This window comes from Pseudomonas sp. 05N432 (assembly GCF_056396945.1).
The window spans coordinates 1-18,350 of record NZ_JBFTMM010000027.1 but is presented as its reverse complement, the minus strand read 5'-3'; the positions used below and the strand labels follow the sequence as shown (position 1 = coordinate 18,350).

Genomic DNA, 18,350 nt, shown 5'->3' with positions numbered 1-18,350 from the left:
CCCCGCCACAATGGCTGTGTACAGCTTCGGGGGTCAGGCAGGTTTGGCTGCAGCCAATGCTTCCTGAGCCTGCGCATGCTCCTTCTCGGCCTCTTTCAAATCATCTTCGCTGATCAATTCCGCGATCACCCGCAAACGCTCCACCACGCGCGCGTTGACACTGCCCTCAGGGAACTGACCCTCTTCGTCCGGCTCACCGGCAGGCTCGCCCACCAGCAGGCTCAGTGCCTCATCGGCCTGACGCACCGCATAGACATGGAACTGCCCGGCACGCACGGCCGCCAGCACCCGCTCATCGAGCATCAACGTGGCGACGTTGGCCTGAGGAATGATCGCGCCCTGTTCGCCGGTCAAGCCGCGCGCCTCGCAAAGACGGAAGAAGCCTTCGATCTTCTCGTTGACCCCGCCTACCGCCTGCACTTCACCGAACTGGTTGATCGAACCGGTAATCGCGAAGCACTGCTTGAGCGGGGTTTTCGACAATGCCGAAATCAACGTGCAGGCCTCGCCCAGCGAGGCGCTGTCGCCATCGACGTAACCGTAGGATTGTTCCAGCGCGATACTGGCCGAGATCGCCAACGGGAATTCCTGGGCATAACGACTGCCCAGATAGCCGGTGAGGATCATCACGCCCTTGGAGTGGATCGGCTGCCCGAGGTTGACCTCACGCTCGATGTCGACGATGCCGCTGCCACCGGGGTAAACCGTGGCAGAGATTCGTGCCGGTATACCGAACGCCGAGTCGCCGACTTCCAGCACCGTCAGCCCGTTGCACTTGCCGACCGCCGCACCCGCAGTGTCGATCAGGATGATCCCTGCCAGCATGTCATCGAGAATCCGTGCCGACACGCGCCCGGTGCGGGTGGCCTTGGCCTTCAGCGCGCGCTCGATGTGCCCGGCGTCGGTCATTTCGTCACCGGCCAGATCACGAATGAAGTCCGCCTCGCTGACCAACTGGAACAGATCGCCAATGCGCGCCGACAAACGGCCCTGATGCTCGGCCAGCCGCGCACTGTAGGTTGCCAGACGTGCCACCGCATCGGCGGTCAGTGGGGCCATGCCTTCTTCCGAGGTCCGGGTCTTGAGCAACTGGGCGAACTGCTCGAGGCTCTCATCGACCATCGGGATGTCTTCATCGAAGTCCACCAGTACCCGGAACATCTCCTGGAAGTCCGGATCGAGGTCTTGCAGCGTGTAATACAGCTGGCGTGCGCCGATGATGACGACTTTGACCTGCAACGGAATATGTTGCGGCGTCAGGGTCACCGTGGCCAGTCGGCCCAGCTCGCCCAGCGGCGATTCCATTTTCAGCTTGCGTGACTGCAAGGCCCGCTTCAGCGCATCCCAGACAAAGGGTTCGCTGAGCATCTTTTCGGCTTCCAGAATCAGGAAGCCGCCGTTGGCCCGGTGCAGCGCGCCTGGACGCAACTGCCGATAGGTGGTGTAGAGCGCCCCCTGATCGGTGCTGTACTCGATACGGCCGAACAGGTTGTCGTAAGTCGGATGCGGTTCGAACACTACGGGGGCGCCGCCACTGTGCGGATGACCGACCACCAGGCTCGGGCCATATTGTTCTTCGAGCAATTTACGAGCGATAGCATCGGTCTTGCTGTCATCGACCAGTTGCTCGACCACCGTCTTGAGCAGGTACACCTGCATCGCTTGCAGGTAACCGCACACCGCAGCGTTTTCTGCGTACTTTTCCGACAACGGCGAAAGCAATGGCTGCAAGGCCAGGGTGATGGTTTCTTCGTTGAGCTGACGCAACTGATTGCTCGACTCGCGCTTCCACTGCGGCAAGCTGGCCAACTCTTCGTTCAGCCGCTCTTCCAGTCCGGAAATATCGTCGTGGAAGCGCTCGCGAACGGCTTCCGGCAACTGGGCAAATTCCGCTTCGTCCAGCGCCTTGCCTTCGCTCATCGGGGTGAAGGCAATGTTGGTGCTGTCACGGTACAGCGCGACTTCTTTCTCCAGCGCCAGGCGCTCGATCACGTCCAGTGCCCGGTCGTAGCGCTGATTGAAGGCGCGGTCGATGGCACTTTTCTTTTGCTGGTAGGACGGGTGCTCGAAGACCGCTGGAAACGTCGCCAGCAGGTTGTCGATCAGGCCATTGATATCGGCGATGAACGCACCGGCGGTCCCCGACGGCAACTCCAGCGCGCGAGGTTCGCGCGGCTCATCGAAATTGTTGACGTAGACCCAGTCCGCCGGGGTCTGCAGGCGTTTGCCTTCGGCTTTCAGGTAGCGTTTGACGAAAGAGAACCGGCCGGTACCGGGCTCACCCATGACAAACACGTTGTAACCGGGGCGTGGCATGGCCACACCAAACTGCAAGGCTTCAACCGCACGTTCCTGGCCGAGCACGCCGCGAAAAGGCTCCAGCTCATTGGTGGTAGAGAAGCTGAACTGTTCAGCGGAAAACGGACGGGTCAGCGCTTCAGGCGCTAGACGCAAGCTGGCAGCAACAGGATCAGGCATCGGGCTTCCTTACATCAGGCGGGGCAATTGAAGGCATTCTGGCGCTGCCCGTGCCCGACTGGCAAGGCGCGCCTTGGGTAAAAGCATAGTCAAGCGCCAAACCCTGGACGGGCCAGGGCTAAATCGATGGTTACTGGGAATGTTTGGCAAAAAATCACGGAACCCCCGGATCGTGCCTAGACTCCAAACTGCGCGGCTGGACCAATCACCAGCCAAATGGCGTCGGAGCGGCGCCAGAACCCCTGTCCATTGGTACGCAAACAAAAGAGAACACAGCTATGAAACGGATTCTTCTTGGTACTCTCTTCACCGTTGCATCCCTCAACGCCATGGCCCAGGCGCCAGGCGGCCCGGATTGCGGTTGGGGCAACATGCTGTTTGAAGGTCAGCGTGGCACCCCGGCACACTTCCTGGCATCCACCACCAACGGCACTTCTGGCAACGCCACATTCGGCATGACATCCGGCACCAACGGTTGCGCAACCAACTCCGCGCTGACCTACGGCGGCAAGTCCTGGATTGCCATGAACGGCATGATGAACGAACTGTCCGAAGACATGGCCAAGGGTCAAGGCGAAGCGCTGACCACCTATGCCGTGGTACTGGGCGTCGCACCGCAAGACCGTGCGTATTTCGCCACCGTCACCCACGAGCACTTCCAGCAGATTTTCAGCAAGGCTGACGTGACCGCTGAAGACGTGCACACCAATACCCTGGCCGTACTCAAAGGCGATGCTCGCCTGGCCAAATATGCCACCCCGGCTTAAGCTCGACCTCACCCGCCCCTTTACCAGGGCGGGTTTTGTTTTTTGGACCCGACCTGCTTTGGGTTTTTTTTGAATTAAGTAGTCCACCATGCTCAAACGCCTTGCCTGTCTGGCGCTGTTTGTCTGCGCCCCGCTGTCCGCCGCGCCTCTGATCGACAACCAACGTTTGCAGCAACTGGCCAACGACCCGTTCTGGATTTCTCTGGGCCACTACGAAAGCGCAAAACTCGGCGGCTGGCGCAGCTATGTCAGCGACAAGAAATTCTTCCTGGCAGCCAACGGCGCCGAGCATCCCGACGCAGAGCTGGCGGCCACCGTACAAGCGCTCTATGCCCCGGCCAGTAAAGGCCAGCAGCACGCGCAATGTGTTTACCCGGCGCGTACCCGCTGGTTGAAAGCCCAACTGAACCTGAACGATTTGCCGACGGTGGATTGCAGCGAGTTCAAACAATGGTTCAAGGATGTATCGCCCCACAGCGCGGTGATGATCTTTCCGGCAGCCTATCTGAACAGCCCGTCATCGATGTTCGGTCACACCCTGTTGCGCATCGATCAGGCTGACGTGCAAACCGACCACACTGCCCTGCTCAGTTACGCGATCAATTTCGGCGCTTATATCGAAGGTTCGGACAACAGCATCCTGTATGCCTGGAAAGGCCTGATGGGCGGCTATCCGGGGTTGTTCGCGCTGGTGCCCTACCAGGAAAAACTCTCGGAATACCGCAGCCTGGAAAACCGCGATATGTGGGAATACCGGTTGAACCTGACACAGGCAGAAACCGAGCGCATGGTCGAGCATGTCTGGGAGCTCAAACAGATTCAGTTCGATTATTTCTTCTTTGATGAAAACTGCTCCTACCGCTTGCTGGAGTTGCTGCAAGTGGCGCGGCCGAGCCTCAGGCTCACCGAACAATTCCCGCTGACGGCGATTCCCACCGACACCGTCAAAGCCGTGAAAGACGCCGGACTGGTGGAGAAAATCGATTACCGTCCGTCCCGCGAACGTGAGCTGTTGAGCCGTGCCAAGCCGCTCACCGACGATGAGCAGCAATGGGTGTTGAAGGTCAGCGCCGACCAGAAACGCTTGCAGGAGCCGACCTTCAAGGCGCTGCCACGTGATCGCCAGGCATTGATCATCGACGCGGCCTACCGTCTTGAGCGCTACCGCGCCAACGGCCAGGAACGCGATCCACAGCGCGCGCAACGCAGCTTCGAGCTGCTGCGGGCGATCAATCAGAACCCGGCGCCGGAACTGTCCATCAAACGCCCGGGCTTGCCGGAAAACGGCCACGAATCGCGCACCTGGCAGGCCGGCATCGGCAGCCGTGGCGACAAGGCCTTTGGTGAATATGGCCTGCGCATGGCCTATCACGACCTCAACGACAATGCCGAAAGCTTTCCCCTTGGCGCACAGATTGAAATCCTGCAGATGAAACTGCGCCAGTACGAAGGCAATCACTGGCAGCTGCAGCAACTGGACCTGGCGACCATCCGCTCACTGACCCCGCGTAATGAGCTGCTGCAACCCTGGTCCTGGCAGGTGACCGGTGGCCTGGAGCGGGTACCGGGAAAACATGACGATGAAACCCTGGTCAGCCATGTCAACGGCGGCGCCGGCGGCACCTGGCAACTGGGCGATGACGTGCTGGGCTTCGCCCTTGGCACCGTGCGCATCGAGCACAACAGCGACTTTGCCGGTTTCATCGCGCCCGCCGCCGGTTTCAACAGCGGTGTACTGTGGAAGAACCCGCTGGGCAATCTGAGCCTGGAAGCCAAAGGTGATTACTTCACCAACGGTGAAGTGCGCCGCAGCCTGAGTCTGAACCAGCAGTGGGAGCTGTCGCGTAACCTGGGCCTGCGCCTGAGCGCCCAGCGCGAGTTCAGCCACATTGCCTCGCCTGAAAACGAAGTCATGCTGGAACTGAAGTGGTATCACTATTGAATCGCGCTCCCCTGCAGGAGTGTGAATTCCCCGCATTGAAAGCTATGTTTATACAAGGAGCTCAAACTACATGGATGCCAACTGCTGTTCCCTCGAAGAAGTACGCGACAACATTGACCGGCTGGATCGGCTAATCGTCAGCCTGCTGGCCGAGCGCGGCGCTTATGTGTCGCAGGCCGCTCGCTTCAAGAAAGACAGCGACGCGGTGAAAGCACCCCAGCGTGTTGAACAGGTCATCGCCAAAGTCCGGGCGCTGTCTGAAGAGGTCGGTGCCAACCCGCAGGTCATCGAGCAAATGTATCGAGCCATGATCGCCGCGTTCATCGAGCAAGAACTGGCTGAACACGCCCACCTTGCCACCACGACGATGGATTGATCACCACCCTTCCACGGGTGCAGCACGGGCCTATCGCTCGCAGCAGGTCGTTTTCGGACAACCTTCGAAACCAGAAGCCTGCGACGATGGCCAAAACCCCATTCAGGGAGAACCGCCATGAGCCGCGCTTTCGTCAATGAAGATAACGCCACCCCACAAGCCGACCAGCCGGTAGAACGCCAGGTCAGCACGCAGCCCAACTACGTCACGCCCGAAGGCCTCGCCCTGCTGCAGGCCAAAGTCGCCGAATTGCAAACCCTGCATGGCGAACAATCGGCCCGCGAGGAGGCTGACCCACAGTGGCTGGCCGATCTCGAGCGTGATCTGCGTTACTTCAAGCAACGCCTGCAAAGCGCTCAAGTGGTGACACCGGCCACTTCCACCAAGAAGGTTCAGATTGGCAGCTGGGTGACCTATGCCGACGAACGGGGCACCGAACGACGCGTGCAACTGGTTGGCGAAGATCAGGCCAATGCCGCCAAAGGCCTGATCAACTGGAGCTCACCGCTGGGACGTGCGCTGCTCGGCGCACAGCTGAACGACGAAGTGCTCTGGCAACGACCTGCCGGTGATCAACTGATCGAAATCATCCGCATCGAACCGAGTTAAACCACACCCTTGGCCTGGAAATGGCGCACAAAAAAAACGGAGCCCGAAGGCCAATACCAGTCAGTTAAGCGCAATCCATGTGGGAGCGAGCCTGCTCGCGATAGCGGTGGGTCAGTCAACATTGATGTTGAATGTTATGCCGTCATCGTCGGAACGCCGCCCGGAGCCGGCTCGCTCCCACAGGTTTGTGCCTTAACTGACAGGCATTAACCCGAAGGCTCCGTTTTTCATGCAACCAGCCGATCAGGCCAGTTTCTTGTGACGCACCCGGTGTGGCTGGGAAGCGGCATCGCCAAGACGTTTTTTGCGGTCGGCTTCGTACTCGGTGTAGTTGCCTTCGAAGAACACCGCTTGCGAGTCGTCTTCGTACGCCAGGATGTGCGTCGCGACGCGGTCAAGGAACCACCGATCGTGAGAGATCACAATGGCGGCGCCCGGGAAGTCCAGCAGGGCTTCTTCCAGGGAACGCAGGGTTTCAACGTCGAGGTCGTTGGACGGTTCGTCGAGCAGCAGGACGTTGCCGCCCTCTTTCAGGGTCAGGGCCAGGTGCAAGCGACCACGCTCACCACCGGACAGGTCCTTGACGAACTTCTGCTGATCGCCGCCCTTGAAGTTGAAGCGACCCACGTAGGTGCGCGACGGGATCTCGTAGTTGCCGATGCGGATCTGGTCGGAACCGTCGGAGATCTGCTGGAACACAGTCTTGCTGCCGTCCAGGTCTTCACGGCTCTGGTCGACGCAGGCCAGTTGCACGGTTTCACCGACTTCGATGGTGCCCGAATCCGGTTGTTCCTTGCCCATCAGCATGCGGAACAGCGTGGATTTACCCGCACCGTTACCACCGATCACGCCAACGATGGCGCCTTTAGGCATGGAGAACGACAGGTTGTCGATCAATACGCGATCGCCATAGCCCTTGGTAACGTTCTTGAATTCGATGACCTTGTCGCCCAGGCGAGGACCGGCCGGGATGTAGATCTCGTTGGTTTCGCTGCGCTTCTGGAATTCCTGCGATTGCATTTCTTCGAAGCGTTGCAGACGCGCCTTGGATTTCGACTGACGGGCCTTGGCGCCTTTGCGCACCCACTCCAGCTCTTCCTTCATGGCCTTTTCATGGGCCGACTGCTGCTTGGATTCGGCGGCCAGACGATCGGACTTGGCTTCAAGCCAGCCCGAATAGTTGCCCTCGTAAGGAATACCGGCGCCGCGGTCGAGTTCCAGAATCCAGCCGGCGACGTTGTCCAGGAAGTAACGGTCGTGCGTGATCGCAACCACGGTACCCGGGAAGTCGTGGAGGAAATGCTCCAGCCAGGCTACGGAGTCGGCGTCCAGGTGGTTGGTTGGTTCGTCGAGCAGCAGCATGTCCGGTGCGGACAGCAGCAGGCGGCACAGGGCCACACGACGCTTTTCACCACCGGACAGGTGTTCGATTTTGGCATCCCAGGCCGGCAGACGCAGTGCATCGGCAGCGACTTCCAGTTGGCGATCCAGGTTGTGACCGTCGCCCGCCTGCAGGATGGCTTCGAGCTTGGCCTGTTCGGCGGCCAGCTTGTCGAAGTCGGCATCCGGGTCGGCGTATTCGGCGTAGACCTGATCCAGACGCGCTTGCGCGTCCTTGATCACGCTGACCGCTTCCTCGACCACGTCACGCACGGTCTTGGTCGGATCCAGCAGCGGTTCTTGCGGCAGGTAGCCGATGTTCAGTTCCGGCATCGGACGGGCTTCGCCGTCGAACTCGGTGTCGACGCCAGCCATGATTTTCAACAGTGTGGATTTACCCGAGCCGTTGAGGCCGAGCACGCCGATCTTGGCGCCCGGGAAGAACGACAGCGAAATGTTTTTCAGGATTTCCCGCTTCGGCGGAACAACTTTGCCCAGCCGATGCATGGTGAAGACGTATTGAGCCATGGAGAACCTAGGGTCAGTGACTGATGAATATAAGCACGGGCGAAGCCCGGGCCAGGCCATACGCGCCGCCAGCGATTGATCGCTATCAATACGTGCGCACGAAACAAAGCCTGAGTCTAAGAGCTGGAACGCTCCCGCGTAACCGGCAAAGCTACCTTAATGACGGAAGGCAGTCCAGCCGAGAGGGGCTGGCACTTTGCCACAGCTCAAGGCATGCTAGCCGCCCTCCGGGCGTCCGGCTTATAGTGCACGTCGCGCCAATCCAGCCAAACCGCAGGATCACAGTTTGTCCAATGTCACTCCGCCTTCGTCCGTGAGCGCACTGAGTCCTGCGACCGGATCGCCCCTGCGCGGCACCTTGAAAGGTGCATTGGCGACGCTTGTCCTGCTGTTGATCGGATTGCTGCTCTGGCAGTTGTTCGACCAACTGAGCGAAACCCAGAATAGCCAGCGCCAGTACACCATCGACTACACCGCCGATCTGGCCGCGCAAGTCAGTCTGGACATGGCGCTCAACGCCCAGATCGCACTGAATCTGCTACCGATCGTCGAGCAACCGCAGACCGTTGATCAGCAACAGGCGTTGCTGCGCAAACTGCAACAATCCTTGCCCGACTTACTCAGCCTGGCGTTGCTCAGCCCCTCGGGGAAAGTCCTCAGTGACAGCGCCAGTGACAGCCAGGATGCCGACTACCTGAGAGACCTGGTTCGACGCAGTCATGCGCAGGTGCATTACTTCAGCAATGCCAACGACGGCTCGGTGGTGAACCTGTTACTGCACCAGGCCAGCGGCAGCACGCGCGGCTACTGGCTCTTGCGCCTGCGACCGACGTTTTTCTCTTCGCTGACCAAACAGAGCGACACAGGAATCCGTCCGCTGTGGGTGGTGGAAAACCGCATCAACCAACAGATCGTCAGCCGCGACGACGGATTACCCTCGAACAAACCGGACACGGTAAACGCCAATGACCTGGCGAACAGCGTACTGGTCGTCCCGCTCAGTAACAGCGACTGGCAATTACGCGGGCTGTTTGACCGGCAACGCGTGTTCGAACAATTGCTGCCGGTGTTTATCGGCAAATGCCTGCTGGGTTTGGCCTTTTCGACGCTACCGCTCATCGCATTGTTGAATATGCGCCGACGCCAGCGTCAGGTGCACGACGGACGTCGGCGCTATCGGGACATTTTCGACGGCACCGGTGTTGCGCTCTGCGTACTGGATCTCTCCGGCCTCAACGCCTGCCTCGACAAGGCCCAACTGCACACCAGCGAGCAATTGCGGCGGTGGCTGCAGAACACCGAACAACGCCAGCAGTTGCTGCAAGAGTTGCGCATCACCGAGGTCAACCAGGTCGCCCTGCACCTGCTCAACGTCCAGTCCAGCGAGCAAGCCTGGAAGCTTCTGATCGAAGGCGGGCCACTGGATGGCAATGCCATCGGCAACCAGTTGCTCGACGCCGTGCTCAACCAGCAAAAGCAGCTGGAACTGGAGATCAAGCTCAAGGACAGCCAGGGCCGCGACCAGCATCTGTGGCTGGTGTTGCATTTGCCGCAAGCACAGCACGACGCCAAAGCGGTGATCCTCAGTATCAGCGATATTACCAGCCGTAAAATTGTCGAGCTGTCGCTGCTGGAGCGTGAAGGCTTCTGGTCGGATGTCGTGCGCACCGTTCCGGATCACCTCTACGTGCAGGACGTGATCAGCCAGCGGATGATTTTCAGTAACCATCACCTGGGCCAGACGCTGGGTTACAGCAAAACCGAACTGCACCAGATGGGCGAGTACTTCTGGGAGATTCTGCTGCACCCCGAAGATGCCGATCACTACCACCATTTGCGTCAGGAACAGCGCCAGGCCGGTTACACCCAACTGATGCAGTGCCAATTGCGTTTTCGCCACCGCGACGGCACATGGCGGCGTTTCGAAATCCGCGAACAGGCGCTGGCGCGGGACCAACACGACCAGGTCACCCGCATTATTGGTGTGGCCAAAGACATTACCGATCAGATCGAAGCCAGTGAATCCTTGCGCGACAGCGAGCAGCGTTACCGGATGCTCGCTGAAAGCATCAGCGACGTGATTTTCTCCACCGACAGCAAACTCTCGCTCAATTACGTCAGCCCGTCGGTGAACGCCGTGCTCGGCTATGACGTTGACTGGATCTTCCAGAATGGCTGGCAATCAACCATCGCCAATCCACAACAATTGACTGGCATCTACAGCTTGATGGACCGGGTCAGCAAGGCCCTGGATAAACCCGAGCAACTGGCGCAATTGCGCACTCAGGTGCAAACCCAGCTGTTCCTGTTCGACTGCTTGCGCGCCGACGGACGCAAAATCCCGATCGAACTGCGCCTGGTACTGGTCTGGGATGAACACGGTGCGTTCGAAGGTGTGCTCGGGGTCGGTCGTGATATCAGCCAGCAGCGCCGCGCCGAGAAAGACCTGCGCATGGCAGCGACGGTTTTCGAGCACTCGACGTCAGCGATTCTGATCACCGACCCGGCCGGCTATATCGTGCAGGCCAACGAAGCCTTCAGCCGCGTCAGCGGTTATGAAGTGGCGCAGGTTCTCGACCAGTTGCCGAACATGCTGACCGTCGATGACCAGCAGGAAGCCCACCTGCGGTATGTGCTCAAGCAACTGCATCAGCACAGCACCTGGGAAGGCGAAGTCTGGCTCAAGCGCCGCAACGGTGAACATTACCCGGCGTGGGTCGGCATTACGGCGGTGCTCGATGACGAAGGCGACCTCGCCAGCTACGTGTGCTTCTTCAGTGACATCAGCGAGCGCAAGGCCAGCGAACAGCGGATTCACCGCCTCGCCTACTACGACGCCCTGACCCACCTGCCCAACCGCACCTTGTTCCAGGACCGGTTGCACTCCGCGCTGCAATCGGCGGAGCGGCAGAAGTCGTGGGTCGTGCTGATGTTCCTCGACCTCGATCGTTTCAAACCGATCAACGACTCCCTTGGCCACGCCGCCGGCGATCGCATGCTCAAGGAAATGGCCACCCGCCTGCTCGGTTGCGTCGACGATGACGACACGGTGGCACGCATGGGCGGTGATGAGTTCACCTTGCTCCTGCAACCGCGTGCCAGCCGTGAGATCGCGCTGAACCGGGCGATTCATGTGGCCGAGCAGATCCTTGCCAGCCTGGTGAAGCCGTTTGTCCTCGAAGGCCGCGAGTTCTTTGTCACTGCCAGTATCGGCATCGCCTTGAGTCCGCAGGACGGCAACGAGCTGAGCCAGCTGATGAAGAACGCCGACACGGCGATGTACCACGCCAAGGAGCGCGGCAAGAACAACTTCCAGTTCTATCAGGCGGACATGAACGCCAGCGCCCTGGAGCGCCTGGAACTGGAAAGCGACCTGCGCCACGCCCTTGAGCAAAACGAATTCGTCCTGTACTACCAGCCGCAATTCAGCGGCGACGGTAAACGCCTGACCGGCGCCGAAGCCCTGCTGCGCTGGCGGCATCCACGTCGCGGGCTGGTGCCGCCGGGAGACTTCATTCCAGTGCTCGAAGAGCTCGGGCTGGTGGTGGATGTCGGTGACTGGGTGATCAGCGAGGCCTGCCGTCAGCTCAAGAGCTGGCACCAGAGCAAGGTCCGCGTCCCGAAAGTCTCGGTGAACATCTCTGCACGGCAGTTCTCCGACGGCCAGCTCGGGACGCGCATCGCCACCATCCTCAAGGACACGGGCCTGCCACCGGCCTGCCTGGAGCTGGAACTGACCGAAAGTATCCTGATGCGTGAGGTCAGCGAAGCCATGCAGATTCTCGCCGGGCTGAAAAACCTCGGCCTGAGCATCGCCGTCGACGACTTCGGCACCGGTTATTCATCACTGAACTACTTGAAGCAGTTCCCGATCGACGTGCTGAAAATCGACCGGACCTTCGTCGACGGCCTGCCGTCCGGTGAACAGGACGCGCAGATTGCCCGAGCGATCATCGCCATGGCCCACAGCCTGAACCTGGCGGTGATCGCCGAGGGCGTCGAAACCCAGGAACAGCTCGACTTCCTGCGTGAACACGGCTGCGACGAGGTGCAGGGTTATCTGTTCGGCCGCCCGATGCCAGCGGCGCGTTTCGAAGCGCAATTCAGCAATGATGCGCTGTTCATGTTCGACTGAAATCCTTGTGCTGAGGCAGATGACGTCATCGTCGGAGCGCCGCCCGGAGCCGGCTCGCTCCCACATTTGAAATGCGTCCCCTGTGGGAGCGAGCCTGCTCGCGATGAGGCCTGCACAATCGCCGCATATCCCGTCATGAACACCACTTGTCTGCGACATGATGTCCTTTCATATGCCAGATAAAACCCATTGGGTTAGAATGCCTTCCTTTTCTGCCCCCCGATCCTTGAGGACCGCCATGTTCAGCCGTGATTTGACTATTGCCAAGTACGACGCCGACCTTTTTGCCGCCATGGAGCAAGAAGCTCAGCGCCAGGAAGAACACATTGAGCTGATCGCTTCGGAAAACTACACCAGCCCAGCGGTGATGGAAGCTCAAGGCTCGGTTCTGACCAACAAGTACGCCGAAGGCTACCCAGGCAAGCGCTACTACGGCGGTTGCGAGTACGTCGACGTGGTTGAGCAACTGGCCATCGACCGTGCCAAGCAACTGTTCGGCGCCGATTACGCCAACGTTCAGCCACACGCCGGTTCGCAAGCCAACAGCGCCGTTTACCTGGCCCTGCTGCAAGCGGGCGACACCATCCTGGGCATGAGCCTGGCCCACGGCGGTCACCTGACCCACGGCGCCAGCGTTTCCTCCTCCGGCAAGCTGTACAACGCCGTTCAGTACGGTATCGACAGCAACGGCCTGATCGACTACGACGAAGTCGAGCGCCTGGCTGTTGAGCACAAGCCAAAAATGATCGTGGCCGGTTTCTCTGCCTACTCGCAGATCCTGGACTTCCCGCGCTTCCGTGAAATCGCTGACAAGGTTGGCGCCTACCTGTTCGTCGACATGGCTCACGTAGCCGGTCTGGTCGCTGCTGGCGTCTACCCGAACCCGGTTCCATTCGCTGACGTGGTCACCACCACCACTCACAAGACCCTGCGCGGTCCACGTGGCGGCCTGATCCTGGCTCGCGCCAACGCCGACATCGAGAAGAAGCTGAACTCCGCGGTATTCCCGGGCGCCCAGGGCGGCCCGCTGGAGCACGTGATCGCTGCTAAAGCGATCTGCTTCAAGGAAGCCCTGCAGCCTGAGTTCAAGGCCTACCAGCAACAAGTGGTCAAGAACGCCCAGGCCATGGCCGGCGTGTTCATCGAGCGCGGCTTTGACGTGGTTTCCGGCGGTACCGAAAACCACCTGTTCCTGCTGTCGCTGATCAAGCAGGAAATCTCCGGTAAAGACGCCGACGCCGCTCTGGGCAAAGCATTCATCACCGTGAACAAGAACTCGGTACCGAACGATCCACGCTCCCCGTTCGTCACCTCCGGCCTGCGCTTCGGTACTCCGGCTGTGACCACTCGCGGCTTCAAAGAGGCTGAGTGCAAAGAGCTGGCCGGCTGGATCTGCGACATCCTGGCTGACCTGAACAACGAAGCGGTGATCGACGCCGTTCGCGAGAAGGTCAAGGCCATCTGCAAGAAGCTGCCGGTATACGGCGCTTAATCAGCCCGCTTAACCGCAGCAAAAAGAAACCGGCCAGTGATGGCCGGTTTTTTTTCGCCTGCGAAACCGCTCAAGCTCGGCCCTTGCCGCACAACTGGTAAGACCGGTAAAGCCAATTTGTCATTTTCCGCTTGCGACCCTCTGAAAACAGCGCCTACACTGCGCCTGCACTGGACATACCGGTAAGACCACAATAATTAAGTCCTGAATCTGATGCGCACAGCGCTCGGCACCCAGGACACTCACCAGGATTCCTCCCATGCTCAGATGGTGCTCGCGCTCAATCTTCCTTCAAGTTGTCCTTGGACTGGTGCTTGGCATCATCTGCGGACTGACCCTTCCCGAATACTCCGCCCAGTTGAAACCCCTCGGCGACGGCTTCATCAAACTGATCAAAATGCTCATCGGCCTGATCGTGTTCTGCGTGGTGGTCAGCGGTATTTCCGGCGCTGGCGACCTGAAGAAGGTCGGACGCATCGGCCTCAAATCGGTGATCTACTTCGAAGTGCTGACCACCATCGCCCTGGTGATCGGTCTGGTATTCGCGTTCAGCACCGGCATCGGCACAGGTGCGAACATTCATCTGGATCAGCTTTCCACCGCCGACATGGGCGATATCGCCCAGCGCGGCCAGCACATGCACACCACCACGCAGTTCCTGATGGACCTGATCCCGACCTCGGTGATTGGCGCCTTTGCCGAGAACAACATCCTGCAAGTGCTGCTGTTCTCGGTATTGTTCGGCAGCGCGCTGAACCTGGTGGGTGAAGCCGCGTCGGGAATCTCGCGACTGATCAACGAACTCAGCCATGTGATCTTCCGCATCATGGGCATGATCGTGCGTCTGGCACCGATTGGTGTGTTTGGTGCGATTGCCTTCACCACCAGCAAATATGGCCTGGATTCGCTGCAACACCTGGGCAGCCTGATTGGCCTGTTCTACCTGACATGCGCAGTGTTCGTGTCGTTGATCCTGGGTCTGGTGATGCGCCTTTCCGGCCTGCGGCTGCTGCCCTTTCTCAAGTACCTGCGTGAAGAGTTGCTGATCGTCCTGGGCACCGCCTCCTCTGACGCCGTGCTCCCGCAAATCATGCGCAAACTGGAGCACCTGGGCATCGGCAGCTCGACGGTTGGCCTGGTGATTCCCACCGGTTACTCGTTCAACCTCGATGGTTTTTCGATCTACCTGACCCTGGCCATCGTGTTCATCGCCAACGCCACCGGCACACCGTTGGCCATGAGCGATTTGCTGACGATCCTGTTGGTTTCGCTGATCACCTCCAAAGGAGCCCACGGTATTCCCGGCTCGGCCCTGGTGATTCTGGCGGCGACCCTGACCGCGATCCCCGCAATTCCGGTGGTGGGCCTGGTGCTGGTACTGGCGGTGGACTGGTTCATGGGCATCGGTCGGGCACTGACCAACCTGATCGGTAACTGCGTCGCCACCGTGGCCATCGCCCGCTGGGAAAAAGACATCGATATCCAGCGTGCCAACAAGGTACTGTCCGGCGAGCAGGGCTACACCTTCCAGTCACGTAAATCAGCGCCGCCGGCACATCAGCAAGAGTTTTGACCGAATCTGTGCCTGTCACTGGCAGGCACAACAATCAGCGTTTTACCGTCTCTCATGGAGCAAACAGTGATCACCTCGTCGACAGTTGTAAATTCAGTGGTTGAAAAGCTTCGTGCCGCGTTGGCGCGCGGGCAGTGGCGCTCTGGCGACATGTTGCCGGGGCAACGCGAACTGGCTGAACAACTGGGTATCAGCCGGCCTAGCCTGCGTGAAGCGGTGATCGTGCTCGAAACCCTCGGCCTGGTGCGCTCCATGCCCGGCAAAGGCGTGGTGGTGCTGGAGGCCAACCTGAACGACGCGCCAGCCAACGACAGTGGCGTAGCCGGCGCCAGTCTCGAGGATGTGCTGCAACTGCGCTACACCCTCGAACCGTTCATTGTCGGATTGGTTGCCCAGTCCATCAGCAGCAAGGAAATCGGTCAACTGCGCCTGACGCTGATGGACATGCGCGAAGCCCTCGAAGCCAGCGACAGCGAAGCCGGAATGAACGCCTACATCGCGTTCCACGAAGAGCTGTTCACCCTGACCTCGAACCCGATTTTCCAGAACGTCGTGCAGCAAACCAGCAACGCCCTCAAACAGAGCGCCGAGATGCTGCGCAATTCGCCAGAACACTTGGCCGGGCGGCTGGAAGAAAACGAAGCCGTGGTCCGCGCGATCCGCAGTAAAAACAGCGCCCTGGCCAGCGCCGAAATGCGCCGGCACATCCTTCAGGAAGGGCAACGCATGGGCATTGAGCTGAACATCCCGGACGACAATCTGGGCCAATAACTGTTTGTAGAATCCCCTATCGGCAACCGGACTGGAGACTGGCCATGAGTTCCTACGCCTTGAAGAATCCCGTTTTCTCGATTTCCGCCGCCCTGCCCTTGCGCCGCCAGAGCGAAAAGAAGCGTTGCGTCGATGACATCTATCCGCAGATTTTCGACGCCATTCTCGAACAACGCATCGCCCCGGCCAGCCGCTTCACCGAAGAAAGCCTTGGCCAGGCATTCGGTGTCAGCCGCAGCATCATCCGCCAGGTACTGGCGCGCTTGTCCCATCAGCAGGTAGTCATCCTGCGGCCCAATCATCGCCCGCAAGTCGCGGCGCCCGATGCCGAACAAACCCGCCAGATACTCCACGCCCGCAGGCTGACCGAAACCACTTTGGTGCGACTGGCCTGCCAGCAACCGACGTCCCGGCACCTGCCGCAGTTACGCGAACTGATCGAACGCGAACGCCGCTGCATCGAACAAAATCAACGCGGGCCGGCGATTCGCCTGTCGGGCGAGTTCCACCTGCAACTGGCGCAGGTCGCCGGTAATGCGCCGCTGGCACAATTTCTTGGCAGCCTGGTGCCGCTGACATCGCTGGCTATCGCCTGCTACGAAGAACAGTCGCCCAGTCATTGTGCGTGGCAGGAGCATGCTGCGATTGTCGAGGCGGTGGAGCGCGGGGATGCCAGGGCTGCCGAGGAGTTGATGACCGAACATCTGGATCATCTTGAGAGGAAATTGCTGAGCCCGGTACCGGCCCGTGATCGCGTCGCCGGTTAGATTGCCATCGCGAGCAGGCTCGCTCCCACACTTGACCTGTGTCGCCCACCTAATGTGGCCTGACGCAAATCCAATGTGGGAGCGAGCCTGCTCGCGATAGCGACCTCAAACACACTGAAAATGCTCGCCCCTACTCCGCAGCCACCCGCGCAAACCCCTCGCGAATCTTCTCTTCCGGCAACTCGTCGGCAATAAACACGATCACGCTCTCGCGCCCTTCATCCTCGGCCCACTCGGTATCCCAGTCAAAACCGTACAACTTCAGCACGCCCTGAAACACCATGCGCCGAGGTTCGCCGACGATGTTCAGCACCCCTTTGTAGCGCAGCAGTTGCTTGCCATGGTCTTCCAGCAGTTCGTTCATGAACTCGCTGAGCTTGTCGATATCCAGCGCTTTGTCGGTACGCAACACCAGGCTCGAGATGCGGTCGATAGACGGCGCTTTACTCACCGGGCGCAGGCTGACACCACCGCCGAGGTCGGCGTTGAGATTGAAACCACGCACGTCGAGCAACTCGGCCAGATCGATCTTGCCGTGCTCAACCACGCGGATCGGCGCACGACGATTGATCCGGGTCAGGCGTTCGCTCAGCGCGCTGAACGTCACTTCGTCGACCAGATCGCGCTTGCTCACCAGCAAGCGATCAGCAAAACCGATCTGCGCCTGGGCGATGGTCTGGGTCAGGTGCTGCTCGGCGTGAGCCGCATCGACCAGGGTGATGATGCCGTCGAGAATATAGCGCTCGCGCAGCTCTTCATCGATGAAGAAGGTCTGCGCCACCGGTGCCGGATCGGCCAGGCCGGTGCATTCGATCACCAGGCGGTCGAAGGCGATTTCGCCGCTGTCCAGGCGTTCCAGCAACAGGTACAGGGCCTTGGTCAGGTCGGTGTGAATGGTGCAGCAGACGCAGCCGTTGGACAGCGTCATGACTTGCACCGGCTCATCGCCCAAGAGTTGGGTGTCGATGCCGGCGTCGCTGAATTCGTTTTCGATCACGGCGATTTTCAGGCCGTGCTCGGCTTTGAGCAGGTGACGCAGCAGTGTGGTTTTGCCGGCGCCGAGAAAGCCGCTGAGGACAGTTACCGGGATGGGAGAGGACAAACTCGATCTCCTTCAACTACACAAATAAAAATGGGAGCAGGTCAGTGTGGGAGCGAGCCTGCTCGCGATGACGGCTTGACATCCAACATTGCAGCTGACTGTCGGACCGCTATCGCGAGCAGGCTCGCTCCCACAAAAAGCCCGCTCCCACATCACATCTGATCACCCGCCGTCAGCGGGTCAACAGCACTTCGGCCCACCCTTGCCACCATAACGAGCCTCCTGGCGTTCCCGGAAGAACGCCTCGTAGCTCATCACCGGTTTGTCCGGGTGTTTGGTTTGCATATGCTCGACGTAGGTGTCGTAGTCGGGCATGCCGACCATCAGGCGCGCGGCCTGACCGAGGTATTTACCGAGGCGACTCAGGTCATTGAACATGCTTGCAACCCTCGATTACGCTTCTGGAACAGCCTGGAATGGCGAATGGCGA

The 18,350-nt window shown here is 59.9% G+C and carries 13 protein-coding genes; 9 read left to right on the top strand and 4 right to left on the bottom strand.

Annotated elements, in window-relative coordinates; translation table 11 throughout:
- Positions 1–33: 33 nt before the first annotated feature.
- Complete coding sequence (locus tag AC1DHT_RS27125) at positions 34–2,478, bottom strand: Lon protease family protein (protein WP_427547033.1); 2,445 nt, start codon at positions 2,476–2,478, stop codon at positions 34–36.
- 278 nt (positions 2,479–2,756) lie between these two features.
- On the opposite strand from AC1DHT_RS27125, the gene AC1DHT_RS27120 reads away from it, so the two are divergent.
- The 4 genes from AC1DHT_RS27120 to AC1DHT_RS27105 all read left to right on the top strand — a co-directional run bounded on the left by AC1DHT_RS27120 (position 2,757) and on the right by AC1DHT_RS27105 (position 6,172).
- On the top strand, positions 2,757–3,245 hold the full coding sequence (locus AC1DHT_RS27120; protein ID WP_427547035.1) for a DUF3015 domain-containing protein: 489 nt from the start codon (positions 2,757–2,759) through the stop codon (positions 3,243–3,245).
- Between the two features lie 88 nt (positions 3,246–3,333).
- The gene (locus AC1DHT_RS27115; protein ID WP_427547038.1) at positions 3,334–5,187 is read left to right on the top strand and encodes an Lnb N-terminal periplasmic domain-containing protein; all 1,854 of its coding nucleotides are present in this window, start codon (positions 3,334–3,336) and stop codon (positions 5,185–5,187) included.
- A gap of 70 nt (positions 5,188–5,257) precedes the next feature.
- Positions 5,258–5,563 carry a chorismate mutase gene (locus AC1DHT_RS27110; protein WP_427534038.1) on the top strand — a complete coding sequence of 102 codons (306 nt, stop codon included), beginning with the start codon at positions 5,258–5,260 and terminating at the stop codon, positions 5,561–5,563.
- Positions 5,564–5,680: 117 nt separating this feature from the next.
- Positions 5,681–6,172 (top strand): GreA/GreB family elongation factor, encoded by a 492-nt coding sequence (locus AC1DHT_RS27105; protein WP_427547041.1) that lies wholly within the window; start codon positions 5,681–5,683, stop codon positions 6,170–6,172.
- A 243-nt stretch (positions 6,173–6,415) separates the two neighbouring features.
- Here AC1DHT_RS27105 and ettA read toward each other — a convergent pair whose 3' ends face one another.
- Entirely contained in the window at positions 6,416–8,080 is a 1,665-nt protein-coding gene (ettA, locus tag AC1DHT_RS27100; protein WP_019691603.1) for an energy-dependent translational throttle protein EttA, read from the bottom strand.
- A gap of 286 nt (positions 8,081–8,366) precedes the next feature.
- Here ettA and AC1DHT_RS27095 point away from each other — a divergent pair, with 286 nt between their 5' ends.
- From AC1DHT_RS27095 to AC1DHT_RS27075, 5 genes are all read left to right on the top strand, one after another.
- Positions 8,367–12,215, top strand: a complete 3,849-nt coding sequence (locus AC1DHT_RS27095; protein ID WP_427547131.1) for a sensor domain-containing protein — start codon at positions 8,367–8,369, stop codon at positions 12,213–12,215.
- A gap of 238 nt (positions 12,216–12,453) precedes the next feature.
- Positions 12,454–13,707 carry a serine hydroxymethyltransferase gene (gene glyA, locus AC1DHT_RS27090; RefSeq protein ID WP_427547128.1) on the top strand — a complete coding sequence of 418 codons (1,254 nt, stop codon included), beginning with the start codon at positions 12,454–12,456 and terminating at the stop codon, positions 13,705–13,707.
- Between the two features lie 259 nt (positions 13,708–13,966).
- A complete protein-coding gene (locus AC1DHT_RS27085) occupies positions 13,967–15,280 on the top strand; it encodes a C4-dicarboxylate transporter DctA (protein ID WP_427547125.1) in 1,314 nt (437 codons plus the stop codon).
- A 66-nt stretch (positions 15,281–15,346) separates the two neighbouring features.
- Complete coding sequence (locus AC1DHT_RS27080; RefSeq protein WP_427547123.1) at positions 15,347–16,051, top strand: FadR/GntR family transcriptional regulator; 705 nt, start codon at positions 15,347–15,349, stop codon at positions 16,049–16,051.
- Positions 16,052–16,095: 44 nt separating this feature from the next.
- Entirely contained in the window at positions 16,096–16,818 is a 723-nt protein-coding gene (locus AC1DHT_RS27075) for a GntR family transcriptional regulator (RefSeq protein ID WP_427547120.1), read from the top strand.
- A 130-nt stretch (positions 16,819–16,948) separates the two neighbouring features.
- Here AC1DHT_RS27075 and yjiA read toward each other — a convergent pair whose 3' ends face one another.
- Both yjiA and AC1DHT_RS27065 read right to left on the bottom strand, forming a co-directional pair.
- Positions 16,949–17,920, bottom strand: a complete 972-nt coding sequence (gene yjiA, locus AC1DHT_RS27070; RefSeq protein ID WP_427547117.1) for a GTPase — start codon at positions 17,918–17,920, stop codon at positions 16,949–16,951.
- Positions 17,921–18,100: 180 nt separating this feature from the next.
- The gene (locus tag AC1DHT_RS27065) at positions 18,101–18,298 is read right to left on the bottom strand and encodes a YbdD/YjiX family protein (protein ID WP_010448516.1); all 198 of its coding nucleotides are present in this window, start codon (positions 18,296–18,298) and stop codon (positions 18,101–18,103) included.
- Between the last annotated feature and the right edge of the window lie 52 nt (positions 18,299–18,350).

Excerpts from the sequence above, each read along its gene's own strand:
- AC1DHT_RS27125 (WP_427547033.1), bottom strand. The coding sequence starts at position 2,478 with ATGCCTGATCCTGTTGCTGCCAGCTTGCGTCTAGCGCCTGAAGCGCTG.
- AC1DHT_RS27120 (WP_427547035.1), top strand. The coding sequence starts at position 2,757 with ATGAAACGGATTCTTCTTGGTACTCTCTTCACCGTTGCATCCCTCAAC.
- AC1DHT_RS27115 (WP_427547038.1), top strand. The coding sequence starts at position 3,334 with ATGCTCAAACGCCTTGCCTGTCTGGCGCTGTTTGTCTGCGCCCCGCTG.
- AC1DHT_RS27110 (WP_427534038.1), top strand. The coding sequence starts at position 5,258 with ATGGATGCCAACTGCTGTTCCCTCGAAGAAGTACGCGACAACATTGAC.
- AC1DHT_RS27105 (WP_427547041.1), top strand. The coding sequence starts at position 5,681 with ATGAGCCGCGCTTTCGTCAATGAAGATAACGCCACCCCACAAGCCGAC.
- ettA (WP_019691603.1), bottom strand. The coding sequence starts at position 8,080 with ATGGCTCAATACGTCTTCACCATGCATCGGCTGGGCAAAGTTGTTCCG.
- glyA (WP_427547128.1), top strand. The coding sequence starts at position 12,454 with ATGTTCAGCCGTGATTTGACTATTGCCAAGTACGACGCCGACCTTTTT.
- AC1DHT_RS27085 (WP_427547125.1), top strand. The coding sequence starts at position 13,967 with ATGCTCAGATGGTGCTCGCGCTCAATCTTCCTTCAAGTTGTCCTTGGA.
- AC1DHT_RS27075 (WP_427547120.1), top strand. The coding sequence starts at position 16,096 with ATGAGTTCCTACGCCTTGAAGAATCCCGTTTTCTCGATTTCCGCCGCC.
- AC1DHT_RS27065 (WP_010448516.1), bottom strand. The coding sequence starts at position 18,298 with ATGTTCAATGACCTGAGTCGCCTCGGTAAATACCTCGGTCAGGCCGCG.